The organism is Planktothrix tepida PCC 9214 (assembly GCF_900009145.1).
Classification (GTDB): Bacteria; Cyanobacteriota; Cyanobacteriia; order Cyanobacteriales; family Microcoleaceae; genus Planktothrix; species Planktothrix tepida.
The window spans coordinates 263,929-278,076 of sequence record NZ_LN889764.1 but is presented as its reverse complement, the minus strand read 5'-3'; the positions used below and the strand labels follow the sequence as shown (position 1 = coordinate 278,076).

General features: G+C 37.0%; 9 protein-coding genes. 5 read left to right on the top strand and 4 right to left on the bottom strand.

Going from position 1 to position 14,148, the window contains the following annotated elements:
• Positions 1-132 precede the first annotated feature (132 nt).
• Positions 133-1,815 carry an ArnT family glycosyltransferase gene (locus PL9214_RS02450; protein ID WP_072717251.1) on the bottom strand — a complete coding sequence of 561 codons (1,683 nt, stop codon included), beginning with the start codon at positions 1,813-1,815 and terminating at the stop codon, positions 133-135.
• A 3-nt stretch (positions 1,816-1,818) separates the two neighbouring features.
• Positions 1,819-1,941 carry a hypothetical protein gene (locus PL9214_RS32625; RefSeq protein ID WP_255528368.1) on the bottom strand — a complete coding sequence of 41 codons (123 nt, stop codon included), beginning with the start codon at positions 1,939-1,941 and terminating at the stop codon, positions 1,819-1,821.
• Positions 1,942-1,980: 39 nt separating this feature from the next.
• Here PL9214_RS32625 and prfB point away from each other — a divergent pair.
• The 5 genes from prfB to PL9214_RS02425 all read left to right on the top strand — a co-directional run bounded on the left by prfB (position 1,981) and on the right by PL9214_RS02425 (position 11,815).
• Positions 1,981-3,103 (top strand): peptide chain release factor 2 gene (gene prfB / locus PL9214_RS02445; protein WP_139294935.1). Its coding sequence is split into 2 segments (ribosomal slippage): positions 1,981-2,052 and positions 2,054-3,103, totalling 1,122 coding nucleotides; the frame shifts between segments, so codons are not numbered across the junction.
• A gap of 44 nt (positions 3,104-3,147) precedes the next feature.
• A complete protein-coding gene (locus tag PL9214_RS02440; RefSeq protein ID WP_072717249.1) occupies positions 3,148-4,422 on the top strand; it encodes a caspase family protein in 1,275 nt (424 codons plus the stop codon).
• Between the two features lie 399 nt (positions 4,423-4,821).
• On the top strand, positions 4,822-8,808 hold the full coding sequence (locus PL9214_RS02435) for an nSTAND1 domain-containing NTPase (protein WP_072717248.1): 3,987 nt from the start codon (positions 4,822-4,824) through the stop codon (positions 8,806-8,808).
• A gap of 130 nt (positions 8,809-8,938) precedes the next feature.
• Complete coding sequence (locus tag PL9214_RS02430; RefSeq protein ID WP_072717247.1) at positions 8,939-10,078, top strand: peptidoglycan-binding domain-containing protein; 1,140 nt, start codon at positions 8,939-8,941, stop codon at positions 10,076-10,078.
• Positions 10,079-10,168: 90 nt separating this feature from the next.
• Positions 10,169-11,815, top strand: coding sequence for a C1 family peptidase (locus tag PL9214_RS02425; protein ID WP_072717246.1), 1,647 nt, complete (start codon positions 10,169-10,171; stop codon positions 11,813-11,815).
• A 59-nt stretch (positions 11,816-11,874) separates the two neighbouring features.
• Here the strand turns inward: PL9214_RS02425 and PL9214_RS02420 are convergent, their stop codons facing one another.
• Together PL9214_RS02420 and PL9214_RS02415 are read right to left on the bottom strand one after the other, a co-directional pair.
• Positions 11,875-13,290 carry an AAA family ATPase gene (locus PL9214_RS02420; RefSeq protein WP_072717245.1) on the bottom strand — a complete coding sequence of 472 codons (1,416 nt, stop codon included), beginning with the start codon at positions 13,288-13,290 and terminating at the stop codon, positions 11,875-11,877.
• A 278-nt stretch (positions 13,291-13,568) separates the two neighbouring features.
• Positions 13,569-14,015: a T3SS (YopN, CesT) and YbjN peptide-binding chaperone 1 gene (locus PL9214_RS02415; protein WP_072717244.1), complete on the bottom strand. Its 447-nt coding sequence runs from the start codon at positions 14,013-14,015 to the stop codon at positions 13,569-13,571.
• Positions 14,016-14,148: the final 133 nt, after the last annotated feature.

Genomic DNA, 14,148 nt, shown 5'->3' with positions numbered 1-14,148 from the left:
TATTGTCGATTGTCCATTGTTTAAAATTTTCTGAACTGATTAATTAAAAATAGTGTTTAAACAATGCACACCACTATAAGATGACCGGAACCAGTGCGGACAAGCCTTTGAGTTAATGATGTTCTCTTTCTGCTAACGTTTCTTCGTGATTAATATCCAATCTGCTGTTTGAGAAATTTTTTCAACCGGGTTTAACTGTAATTTATTCAGGTTATCTGCTTTGACTAAAAAGTAAGGTTGATCCAGGGTTTGCCATTTCGTTTTAAGGGTGGTATGGTCAACGGCGTAAATATGGCGATCGCTATAAAAATTTAACGAAGGCCGTCCAAAGGGATGATCCAGATAAATTTCTTGTCCTGGGGGAGTTCCTTCTCGAATAATAACGGCTACTGGTTTAACGGGAAAATCTTCATTAAGTTCCCAAACCCAATAATTTGACGTAAAAAATAGCAGCAGAGATAAATACATTCCCCAAAATAAAACGATTAAAAACTGTCTATCTTTTTGACTAATTAAAACGCCTACAAAAGAAAAAGTTAACATTAATGACCCAAAGGTGAACTGTAAATCTCTTAGGGGGATAAAATTAGAATTAATAAAATAAAACATTCCTCCAAAATAACAGTATCCAAAGCCAGAAATAATGGCTAATAAAATAAAAATGGGGACAAGCTGATCCGGTGTCGGTTTAACAAAATGTTCATGCTTTCCGCGTTCTACTTTTCCTAATTTCCACAGTCCAATATCTCGATCTCCTTCCCGCCAAACGTCCGCCAAATATCGTCCCACGGCTAAGGCTAAAGCCGGATAAATGGGTAAAACATACCAAGGTAATTTGGTTGTCATCACCGAAATAGCACCAAAATAAATCCCTGTCCAAACTAATATTAATTTAGCCCAACTTAAATTCCGATTTTGCCAAGCTAACCGTAATCCTTGGGGCCAAAATAGTAGCCACGGCCAGCCATATTTTAAAATTTCTAACCCATAATACCAAATCGGCCCGGAATGGTTTTCAACCGGTTGCCAAACCCGTTGTAAGGATTGATTGAATAAATTTCCCAGAATAAATCCTTGTCCATAATGAAGCCATTGCGCCCCATACCACAGAGAAACGGGAAGAAAACCTAATCCTAAACCCAACCAAAGATAAGGCGCTGTTAACAAGCGAGGAGTATCCCATAACAGGAAGAAAAACGCGATCGCTCCGAATAATAATCCCAAAAAAATACCCTTCGTTAAACATAATAAACCAAAGGCTAATCCCGACCCTAATGCAAAGCGTAAATCTCGTCGGGAACGTAACACACACCACACTAAAATTAACCATAAAAATAGAATCGTTCCATCTAACATTGCCAACCGTCCTTGACGGATCACGGGTAATAAGGTTAGATAAACTAAAGCCGAAAAAATTGCCGAGGTGCGATGGCGAAATAATTCTAAACCTATCCCATATAATAAAGGAACAGAAATCGCCGTTAATAATGCAGAAGGAAATCGCGCCATCCATTCATTTACACCCCCAATTTGATAGGCAAAAGCGATTAACCAATGCACTAACGGAGGTTTATTAAAATAGGGAACTCCATGCAGAGTTGGATACAGCCAATTTTGTTGTCCTCTTGGAATTTCACGGGCGACTTGAGCGACTAATCCTTCATCCCAATCTCGCAAAGGGACTCCCCCTAAATGTAACCCATAGAGGGTTAGTGCTGCTATTAATAAACCCAAAAACCATAATAAATCAACCCAACGATCAAGGGGGCGCATTTGACGCAAAGGACGATTCCCAGTGAAAATTTGACGCGACATAATTTAGGTGTTGACGGTTGGCGGTTGACGGTTGACGGTTGACCGACTGGGGAAAACTAACAATAGATCACTCAAATTTGCAATCATTCCCGCTAAAATTAAAAGTGTACCTTGTAGCATTGGCATCCTGCCAGTGTACTCATAGAAAAACGGTTAGCGATCGCAATGGATGTTTTAGAAATTAAACGGGAAATCGAACTGTTATCTGAGCACCTGGGTAAAACCCAGGACTATCTTTGACCTGCCTGCACTTCAAGCCAAAATTCAAGATTTAGAGCAAATTGCAGCACAACCCGACTTTTGGGATGAACAAAAAACAGCACAACAAACCCTTCAACAGTTGAATGATCTTAAATCAATTGTGCAGCAACAGGATGATTGGCAGCAAGCCCTCGAAGATACCAAAGCCATCTTAGAACTGTTGGAGTTAGAAACCGATGATGCTCTCTTAGAAGAAGCAACAGCTACGGTTTCTCGACTCAACCGAGAATTTGATCACTGGGAATTACAACAACTGCTTTCAGGAATTTATGATCAACATGGTGCAGTTTTAACGATTAATGCAGGCGCAGGTGGAACCGATGCTCAAGACTGGGCAGAAATGCTGCTGCGAATGTATACTCGTTGGGGAGAATCTCAGGGGTATAAAGTACATTTAACCGAAATTTCTGAAGGAGATGAAGCCGGAATTAAATCTGCTTCTTTGGAAATTGAAGGTCGTTATGCCTATGGATATTTAAAAGGAGAAAAAGGCACTCACCGTTTAGTTAGAATTTCACCTTTTAATGCCAATGGTAAGCGACAAACCAGTTTTGCTGGGGTAGAAATTATGCCGATTTTGGATGATTCTATTGAGTTAGATATTCCTGATAAGGATTTAGAAATTACCACCACTCGGTCAGGCGGAAAAGGCGGTCAAAACGTTAACAAAGTGGAAACAGCCGTGCGGATTGTTCACCTACCAACGGGAATTGCAGTCCGTTGTACCCAAGAACGATCTCAATTACAAAATAAAGAAAAAGCTTTAGCGTTGTTAAAGGCAAAATTATTAATTATTGCTCAAGAACAACGGGCAAAAGCGATCGCAGAAATTCGAGGGGATTTAGTCGAAGCGGCTTGGGGAAATCAAATCCGAAACTATGTCTTTCATCCCTATCAAATGGTGAAGGATTTACGCACATCTGAAGAAACAACAGCCATTCAAGATGTGATGAATGGAGAATTAGATGCTTTCATTCAAGCCTATTTACGTCAAGAACACCAACTCCTAGAACCCCAAACTGCCTAAATTACCGTAGGGGCGGGGTCTTCCCGCCCACCCATCCTAATAATATGACAACCCTAAACAACTGTTACGCTCTAATTATCGGAATTTCTAATTATCAAAAAATCAAACCTTTGCCGTCAACGGTTCTCAACGATGCTAAGGATATTTATAGTTTATTAACAGAACCTTCATTCTGTGGTTATTTAATTGAAAATGTGGAATTATTATTAGATGAAAAAGCCACAAAATCAGCTTTAACTCAAGCGTTAACTGATTTATCGACTAAAACAAACCCAGATTCAACGGTATTAATTTATTTTTCAGGACATGGAGCACAAGTTGAATTTGGCCCGACTGCGGGAGAATATTTATTACTCGTTGATACGGTTTATACCTCCGGTGCATCCTTAGTAGAAACCGCTATTTCAGGAACCCAATTTACAGACGCATTAAAAGCAATTCCCGCCCGAAAATTAGTTGTAATTTTTGATTGTTGTCACTCTGGAGGAATTGGTCAACCCAAAGATCCAACCATACCCGAAATCAAAGGAGGATTACCGGATAATTATTATGATCAATTAGTGCAAGGAAAAGGTCGGGTTATATTTGCCTCCTCTCGGAATACAGAACAATCCTATGTGAATCGGGGCGCAAATAATAGTGTTTTTACTCAACATTTAATCGCCGGGTTAAAAGGAGGAATTACTAGCAATGATGGATTAATTAGAATCTTTGATATTTTTGAATATTTACAACCGAAAGTTACCGCCGAACAACCGAATCAACACCCGATTTTTAAATCTGATATTGAGGAAAATTTTCCCCTAACCCTCTATTTAGGCGGGCAAAAAGGGGTGAGTCCGGTTTCTCCTCAACCTCAAGAAGAATTCCGCTATGATGTTTATATTAGTTATGTGGATGAAGAACCAGATTCAACTTGGGTTTGGGATTTCTTAGTGCCAAAATTAGAAGCAGAAAACCTAAAAGTTGCGGTTTCAGGAGATGTGGATTTATTAGGGGTCGCACGGGTGATTAATATAGAACGGGGTGTTAAATTTTCTAAACGAACCCTTGTCATTTTATCGAATTTATACTTAGATAATAGTATGGCGGAATTTGAAAATGTTTTAGTTCAAAACTTGGGAATTAAAGAAAAGAAAGCTCGTTTGATTTATACACAAAAAGAGGACGTTGATCTGTCTAAACTGCCCGAACGCCTACAATTAGAAAAACCACGGAAGCTTGACGATTCTCGACGCGGTGAACGAAATTTACAAAATTTAATTGAACAGTTAAAACAACCTCTGTATCATCGCACCGAATCGGGACTTTACGAATGATTGAAATCAATCAATAATTCTGTTATAGTGTTGTCATAGACTTGTGATTAATCGATCCTAACTCGCAGGGTTAGTTAATAATTTTGGGGGTAAGGATTGGAAAGGTTAACACAGAACCATCGGTGTCAACTTAATTCTAAAAGCCTTGAAATAAATTTCAGGCGTAAGGGCGAGGTTCCCTCGCCCCTACAAACCCTTTAAAACGGGTTAAGGAAGACCAGATAACGTAGAGACGTGCCATGGCACGTCTCTACAGAAGGAAAATATCAGGGAAGGCTATCTCAAAAGCGATCGCAAACAATTGTACAGGAATTTCCTTTTATAGCACTGTAATAGAAAGCAGGTGAATTGATCGCATTGAATACCGTTTTCACCCCAAAACAAACCAGAGGGATTGCTATGTCAAAACAATATTCTGTATTTGTTTCCTACGCAGACGAGGATGGCGCCTGGGTAGAAGGTTATTTATTAAATGCTTTAGAAGAAGCCGGGTTAACCTGTCATTCCGAGGCGATGTTTCGGTTAGGTGTACCGCGATTAATTGAATTTGAAAGTGCGGTTAAAAATAGTGAACGAACCTTATTAGTGATTTCCCCCGCCTATTTAAACGATAATTTTGCAGAATTTGTTAATTTACTCTCCCAAATCTACGGACGCCATACGGATATTTGGCCGACTGTTGTGATTATTTTGCATCCTGTTCAAGAATTACCCATGCGCCTAGAAATGTTAGGGTATCTGGATGCGACGGATGCGACAAAACAACAGGAAGTCATTCAACGAATTTGTGAAGATTTCAAAAAACCAGTTCCGACTTTAGCCACTATTCCTGATTGTCCCTATCCGGGGATGGTTCCCTTTAAACCAGAAGATAGCGATCGCTTTTTTGGACGACAACAAGAAGTTAATGATATAATTCAACAGTTACGATTATTTCCCTTTTTAGCCGTCATTGGAGCATCAGGAAGCGGTAAATCTTCCCTTGTTTTCGCTGGGTTAATTCCGCAACTGCAAAAAACCCAATTATTAGGAAAAGAACCCTGGCAAATCTATTCCATGCGTCCAGGTACAACACCCATAACCACATTAACCGCAACATTAGGCTGTGATCCAACTTCTGATGAAGCTATCACAACAAAATTCCATCCTTCCCAAAAATTCCTATTAGTCATTGATCAATTTGAAGAAGTTTTTACCCAATCTCCTCAAGAAGCAAATTCCTTTGAAGAAATCCTATTAAATCTCTATAAACAGCCTAATGTTTATGTTGTTATAACCGTTCGAGCAGATTTTTATCCTCAACTGATGGAATCTCCTACTTTCTGGCGAGAAATTAAAGCCCATCGCTATGAAGTTTTACCCTTAGATCAAACGGGACTGCAAGAAGCCATTCTTAAACCTGCGGAAAAGGCGGGTGTTTTTATCGAATCGGCATTATTAGAACGATTAATTATAACAGCCGCGAGCGAACCTGGAGTTTTACCGTTATTACAAGAAACATTAGTCTTATTATGGCAAAAAATAGAACGGCGATATTTACCGTTAAGAGCCTATGAAGCCTTAGTCTTATCTTATCATAATACCGTCTCTAATACTAATAATCAATTGACTGGAATTCAAGTGGCGATCGCGCGACAGGGGGATGCTGCGATCGCTCGTTTAACTGATGAACAACAAATCATCGCCCGTCGGGTATTTTTACGTTTAATTCAGTTTGGAGAAGGGCGGGCAGATACCCGACGACAAGAATCTGTAGAAGCTTTAAAAGCCAGGGGAGATAATGATCAAATCTTTGAAGAAACCTTACGTTATTTAGCCGATCGTCGATTATTAACCTTAAGTGGAAAAGAGGATAAAACTCGAAAAGTTGATATTGCCCATGAAATTTTAATTAGTAGTTGGCCCCAGTTACAAAATTGGATTATTGAACGTCGAGAAGCTGAACAAACCCGTCGCCGACTGATCGCAAAAGTGGAAGAATGGGGGAGATTAGGGAAAGATAAAGGAGGATTATTGGATGAGTTTGAACTCGCTGAAGCCCAACATTGGTTAGAGAGTTCTGATGCAATCGAATTAGGGAGTGATGATCAATTAGTAGCGTTAGTTGAATCAAGTAAAACGGCAATAGAAGCCGAAAAACAAAGAGAAAAAGAAGCTCAAGAACGGGAATTAAAACTAAGCCAAAAAAATTTATGGATTACTAGAGTTGCCTTGACGGTAATTACAGGAGTTGCTACTGTTGCTATCGGAGTTGCTGGAATTGCAAAACATCAATGGCAAGAAGCAGATAAAGGTCAAATTATTGCTAAAATTGAAACAGCTAATGCTCGGTTTACGGAAAATCCTGATACCTTTGATTCATTAGTCGCAGCATTAGAAGCGGGAGAACTTTTCAAGAAATCGATTTTTAATCGGAATAACCCTCAACTGAAGGCTGATGTTTTAACTGTATTAGCTCAAGGAATTAATTGGGTTAAAGAACAAAATCGTTGGCAGGGACATACGGATGCAATTCAAACCGTTAGCTTTAGCCCTGATGGTGAAATCTTGGCAACGGGAGGTTATGACAAGATCGTTAAACTTTGGAATCAAGATGGAAGTCTTTTACAAGAATTATCAGGACATCAGGATGCTATCAGAAATATTAGCTTTAGTTCCGATGGAAAAATGATGGCAACTGCTAGTTTAGATGGAACTGTCAGACTTTGGGAAAAACAAGGGGAAGATTGGAAAAAAATTCCTCAAGATCTATTATTGAGACATGATTCACCCTGCCATAGTATTAGTTTTAGTGGCAAGGAAGACTTAATTGCAGCAGGTTTGGAAAATGGAAAAATTAAACTGTGGACAAAAGACGGTAAACCAATTACTACTTTAACAGGGCATCAAGGAATAGTTCGTAGCCTTAGTTTTAGCCCTGATGGTCAAACTCTCGCGTCTGGAAGTGCTGATCAAACTATCATTTTATGGACAAGAAAAAATATTAACCAATGGTCTGTCAAAACCAAATTAAAACATAACCATGAAGTATATAGTGTTTCATTTAGCCCTGATGGTCAAACCTTAGCGAGTGCTAGTCTTGACAAAACGGTAAGGCTCTGGAATTTAGATGGGACTCCAAAATTTGATGCTTTAAAGGGTCACAAGAGTGGAGTTTTAAGTGTTTCATTTAGTCCTGACGGTAAAATTTTGGCTTCAGCAAGTGAAGATAATATCATTAAAACTTGGACTCTCCAAGGTCAGGAAATCAGCAGTGTTATAGCGCATCAAAATCGAATTAATGCTATTGATTTCAAGCCAAGATCAGAAAATCAAATTTTAGCCTCAGTTAGTGATGATAACATGGTTAAGATTTGGCAGTTTCGCAATTCTAAGATCAAACAAATTAAAAAGTTTAATCATCTTGTCGCAAATGTTAGCTTTAGTCCTGTAGATGAACAACTACTAGCAACTTCCAATGGAGATGATGTAGAAGTCAAGTTGTGGAACCAAGATGGGGAATTGCAAAATTCTTTAGATACTCATAAGGGTATAGTTAAGGATATTAATTTTACTGCTGATGGGAATATATTGGGAACAGCCAGTAAAGATAAACAAGCATTACTTTGGAATTTTAAAGCTGGTAAAATAGAACATACTCTACGAGGTCATTCGGAAGAAGTTAGAAGTATTGATTTTAGTTTTGATAACCAATGGATTGCTACAACAAGTTATGATGGACAAATCAAACTTTGGAATCAGGATAATGGAAAAGAAATACAGGAACTTAATGAACATAATGGGCGGGTTTATAATGTAAGATTTAGTCATAAAGCACTTTTAATGGCAACAGCCAGTGAAGATAAAACCGTCAGAATTTGGACTCTAAAAACTAATCATCAGCCCTTAAAAATTAGCGATAAAAATCCGTTAATCATCGAGAATGAAAGCTCAGTTTATAGTGTCGCTTTTAGCCCTAATGATCAACTTATCGCTATAGGCGGTCAAAATAAAATGGTTGATCTGTGGGATATAAAGGGTAAACTTATTAAAAAATTTGAAGGACATGAATCTCCTATTTGGGGAGTGGTTTTTAATCCTAATCCTAAAAATAAAATTATTGCTTCTGCTAGTGATGATAAGACCGTCAGACTTTGGGATTGGGATAGGAGGACTCCTATTGTTACTCTCAAGGGCCATCAGGATGAAGTCAATGATGTTAGTTTTAGTAAGAGTGGTCGTATCCTAGCTTCCGCTAGTTCAGACAAAACAGTGATTCTTTGGGATGTGGAGCAAGTTACCGATTTGGATAAGCTTTTAGAAGGAGGATGCAGTTGGCTTAAAAATTATTTTACTTTTAATGATCCAAACAAAAATAAACAACTTTGTCCTGCTCCTAAAGGCTAATAAAATGTATTTTTCACTACTCTGGCTTAGAAGATCCTAAAGAAAAAATTAATTTCCTATAAATGGTGTTATTTCAACATACTATTAAAAATAGCACCTTAAATTTTTAGAGAAAACAAGGATTTGAATTATGCCCTTAAACCAGAATTCATTAGGCTGGTTACCCGACTATCCTGACCAGAGAGATCTGAAACTAAGTGATCTGAACAAAAATATCATCAAAGATCAGTCTCAGAATTCAGAATATACAGCATCACAAATTCTTGAATTAGCCGAATTAATTAAAAAAATAGTCTCCAACACTGATCAAAAGGGAAAAACATCTTTAGATGAAAGGCTGGAAAGTATAATTCAAAAAAACCGGGATGAAATTTGTTTTTTAACAGTACAAAAAGAAAATAAATATTTTTTATACAGAGGAATTAAGAATGCAAAAGTTAAAGAAATTCAAGGCAAATTGTTTTCTATTTTGGACAAGTGTTGTTCATATTTAGACCCAGAGTCAAGTACAGAGATTAAAAAGGATTTAGAAAAGTTAAAATTAGAAAATGGTTATTTTGGAGAAGTTACACATAAACTCATAATTAAATTCAAAGCTATATGGGAGATTCCTAACAAAGATAGCATTTTAGATGTAGATGATGAGACTAAAGCCAACCAAGAAGAAGAATTTTATCAATACGATTCTAAGGTCACTATTTATAAAGTTTTAAACACAATTCATAATAGAATTAAGAATAAAAAAGAAATTGAAAATTATGAAGAAATTTGTAGAAATTGTCAAGAAGAAAAAGATACTAACGATTTTCCAGAAATCAAGATAGGAGATTATGGGAAGATAGTAAATCTTATTAAAAATAAATTAGAAGAACTAGGATATGGGATATTCTTTTCAGAAGATGAAAAATGTAGCTCCTTTTTTGGCTTTAAGACAGATTTAATTGTTGAATTTTTTCAAGGGATTAATGGTTTACAAGCTGATGGTATAGTTGGGCCTTCTACTTGGCGAAAGTTATGCCAAAAAAATAATAAGGTAATAAATATATCACAAGTAAACGATATCAAGAATCTTAAAGCCTTTTCAATCATTTATATACAAAAAAGACTCAGGAATGATTTTAGAAAAGAAGAGATTAAAATCAACGGAATCTTCGATGAGGTTACTGAAAAAGTCATCGATGAAATCACTGTAAGTAAATCTGAGGAACAATCACAACTTTTAACTATTCAAGAATTTTTAAGACAGATTATTGAGAAGGCTGAAGATTAAAAACAGTGTTTTCGAGAGCAATTATTTACTTTTCTTGAATATAAGAATCAAGATTTTATCCAAAATAAAGAGAAAAAAAATCCTATTTTATTGAGTATTCAAAACCCTATTTCTAAAAACATCAAAAAAGATTTTCAAGATAAAATTCGACTCAAACTTGAAAATCATCAAGAAGCTCAAACTTTAGAAATAAAAAATCAATCGAGTAATGATCCGCTTCCTAACGATATTATTGCTATTATTGATCCATTGATCCAGTTGGTAATCAAACAAATTTCGGAAATTGGCATTCATGGTCAATTAAATTATGAACAAGCGATACCCCACGTTATAGAGTTAATAAATAGTTTTTTGGCTGAACCACTTTTAGATGAAGATCCAGAAAATCACCCTCAACAACCCCAATTTTTAGATAATTATGATATGAATACAAAATTTTTTCTTGAATTTCTGCGAGGAAGAAAAGAACGTGCGGGTGAGATCGATGTGATGTTAATTTATAAATCTCTGTCTACAATAGAAAGAAAAAGGTTAAATTATTCAATTTTCATAACTCTTGATAAAATTGAATGGATGATTGATAAGATAGAAGCCAAAACTTCAGAAGGAGAGAAGAATAAGTGGGATAATTTAAAAGCAAAAATAAAAGACATTAAAACCAAAGCTCTATCTGATTTCTCAAATGGAAAAAATAAAAATTCAAGAGATAGATCAAATCAAGATGAAAATCAGTTTGATTTTTTTCCCAAGAAAAATCAAACTACAATTCTGAAAAAATGTCCTGATGGAGAGCCTAATCAATTATCAGATCAAGATCATCAATTATCAGTTCCATTACTTACTGAATTTAAAAACAGTATCGACAAGTATGAACAATCTTACACATCCGTTTATTTCTGTTTACCTGAGTTTGTTGATTTAAGCTATTGGTGTTCTCCCGTTAGAAATCAAGAACCTTTAAGCTCATGTACAGCCTGTTCCGCCATTGCTTTAGTCGAATATTTTCAGAACAAAATTTATGGCGAATATACCAATGCTTCAGTCCTTTTTTTGTATAAAGTAACGCGAAAACTCATGCACCGTCAAGGAGATGTGGGTGCATCCATTCGGGAAACAATGAAAGCAATGGTCTTATTTGGAATTCCACCGGAAGAATATTGGCCTTATGAACCAAGTAAAATTGATGAAGAACCGAGTGGTTTTTGTTACTCCTATGGTCAGATTTATCAGACAATTAAATATTTCAGGCTCGACACTCCGGGTCTTCCTGCAACCCATTTATTGGCTCAAATTAAAATGACTTTAGTGGCTGGTCTTCCTTCTATGTTTGGGTTAACGATTTACAGTTCCATTTATGAAGAGGCTAACTACAAAAAAGGTTATATTCCCATACCTCACTCAAAAGATAATGTGCAAGGGGGTCATGCTGTTGTAGCAGTTGGCTATGATGATACTAAAATTATTGGAACCTCAGTCGGTGCGCTGCTGATCAGAAATTCTTGGGGGACTAATTGGGGTGAACAGGGTTATGGTTGGTTACCTTATGATTATATTCTTAAGGGATTAACATCAGATTGGTGGTCTTTGATAAAAGCAGAGTGGTTTGAAACTAAGAATTTTGGTTTGGGGCTTGATGATTGGAAGCATAATGATACCAGCAGCCCTGGTGATGAGAACAGAGGAAACAGTTCGTCAACAACACCACCACCAACACCACCACCAAAACCAACACGTTAGCTCTGTCTTCATAATATTTAGATTACTGGGTTGTTAGTTTTTTTATCAGCTTGATTCAATTACTTCAACCCCGGTAAATTCCAACTTTGAACAACTTTTGTAATCGCATCACGGGTGGCTTCTGCACCGAAACCCCAAGCCATTAATGCAAAATAATCCTTCCAGGGATTGGCGCCAAAGGTGGGATTATCAATGTATAATTGACTGAATCCGGTTCCGGCTAAAAAGATAACGGCGATCGCATAACTTGTCCAAGTAAATAACTTTAATCGCACTCCCGCTTTGGTTGTTTCCGGCGTTGAAGTTATGGAACGATTCGTTACTGGAGGCGGAGACATAACCCCAGTAAACCCAAACAGACTTTTAGAAATTACTCCTCTTGCTGAAGATTCATTTCCGATGTCTTGGGCTTTTACAGTTAAATCATTTAACTCTGTTGTTAACGCTTTAAATTGTTTGGGATTAGCCAGAGATTCAGTGGCAATTTTTGCTTCTAATTGTTCAAATTCAGGAAGGATAGTAGTCCGTTTTTCTAAGGGAATTTCGGCAATTAACGCTTTTAAATCTTGCTTTTGATTCTCCAAAATGGACTGATTCATCTGTTGAGCAATTTTTTCTAACCGTTCTCGGAATTGTTCGGGGGTTTCAAGTTCTGGGACATCATTAATTGTTGCTTCTAAATCCCGCAATATGGCTTTTACTTCTAAATCATTGGGATTTTTATCTTCTAACTGATGTTTGAGTTGTTGACAATAATCGAATTGTTGTAACCAATCATTTCGTCCTTTTACCCATCGTTTCCAAACATTTTCAGCTTGTTCTAAAGTGGCGATCGCTTGTTCCCACTTTTCAGTTTGCAAATCCATTTTAATCTCAATTAAACACCCTTCAATATATTGTTTAAATGCCGTTATTTTTCCAAATTCTATATCTTCCTGGATCTGAGTTTGTAATTGTCCAACCCGCACTAAAATTTCATCACGGGGTCTTCCTTGAGCACGATAAACTGAAACCAGAATTCCTAATCCAGTTCCCAGAAATAATACCAATACAGGAAGTAACCAAAAATCCTTAACTTGTAAGGTAATCGGTAGGGTTAATTCTCCTCCGGTATAACTAAAACGGATGGTTCCATTATATTCGCCACTACTGGGGGCTTGACTTAAGTTAAATTCAAGTGGAATTAACATTTGGTTGGGTTTAATTGTCTGCCAATTTTGCTTATTAGAAACAATCCCCGATGCTGGAAAAACAGTAGTTCCATCTTGACGATTCAAATCTAATACCAGCACCCGTAAATCCTGAATTGGGCTATTTGTTTGCACAAAAATTTGACGTGGGGGTTGTTTTTCGAGGCGATTTCCTGTAATTGTAATTTGGTTAGGTTGTAGGGTGGTTTCAACTTGAGCATTCGCTACCGTTGGGGATAAGAAATAAAGAACGGGTAAGATCAGTCCGGCTAAATATTTTTTCATGGTTGAAGGTGCAATCTAAATATTAAGTTAAGGGGTTGATTGAATCTGATGTTATATTAATCATTCATATTCTAAACGGAAGTTTTCAGGATTAATTAAAATTTTTTTAGGCTCGGTTCGACAATATCGACGAAGAGGTTCTCAGGGGAATGAATGATTTAATGATGCTAAGTTCAGCACCATTCTCGCTTTAAAATATGATGACGATGGGCGGATTTATCAAATTAATCAAGAATGAAAAAATAGAAGTAAAACCGCCCCTAAAATGATAGTTTCTTTTAACTTGCTATGCGATCTAATGCTCTTTTTCCTCCCCAACGTTCTACGATTTTATCATCATATTCATCGGCAATTTCTAACACCGCATTCACAGAAGCTTCTAACTCCAGTTTATCACAAGTTGAGCCAACAATGGTATGTTCAAAAACAATGTCTCCGTGTTCATCAATTCCAAAAGCCCCGAATCTCATAATGTTATTTTCTCGAAGCAGAAAATGTAGTAAATCTGGGGAAAGTTCTACATCGGTTACAACATAAGACCGGGCATTAATAACAGCATCATCTTTTTCCCAAGGAAACACAAATACCTCAACCAATGCTGAACCCATGACCATTGCTAATCCAGGGACATCTTCCCTAGCGCACGGGAATTTGCCGTATAATTCTCGCATCCAGGTGGCAACTTTGTTGTAACAAGCTTCGTGCATTGCGGTTTGAAATTGCATGGTGAGATTTCTCCTGGTGATTTTTCCTTTGTTGTAACACTTTTGAGGTCAGGAAAACGAGGGTTTGTATTATTTCTCAACACGGGGATGAAATACGAGATTCAATTTGTTTAGTTCTGTGTAGAAAGAAGTT

Coding starts and splice junctions, on each gene's coding strand:
- PL9214_RS02450 (WP_072717251.1), bottom strand. CDS start 1,815: ATGTCGCGTCAAATTTTCACTGGGAATCGTCCTTTGCGTCAAATGCGC.
- PL9214_RS02440 (WP_072717249.1), top strand. CDS start 3,148: ATGACAACCCTAAACAACTGTTACGCTCTAATTATCGGAATTTCTAAT.
- PL9214_RS02420 (WP_072717245.1), bottom strand. CDS start 13,290: ATGAAAAAATATTTAGCCGGACTGATCTTACCCGTTCTTTATTTCTTA.
- PL9214_RS02430 (WP_072717247.1), top strand. CDS start 8,939: ATGCCCTTAAACCAGAATTCATTAGGCTGGTTACCCGACTATCCTGAC.
- PL9214_RS32625 (WP_255528368.1), bottom strand. CDS start 1,941: ATGCCAATGCTACAAGGTACACTTTTAATTTTAGCGGGAATGATTGCA.
- PL9214_RS02435 (WP_072717248.1), top strand. CDS start 4,822: ATGTCAAAACAATATTCTGTATTTGTTTCCTACGCAGACGAGGATGGC.
- PL9214_RS02415 (WP_072717244.1), bottom strand. CDS start 14,015: ATGCAATTTCAAACCGCAATGCACGAAGCTTGTTACAACAAAGTTGCC.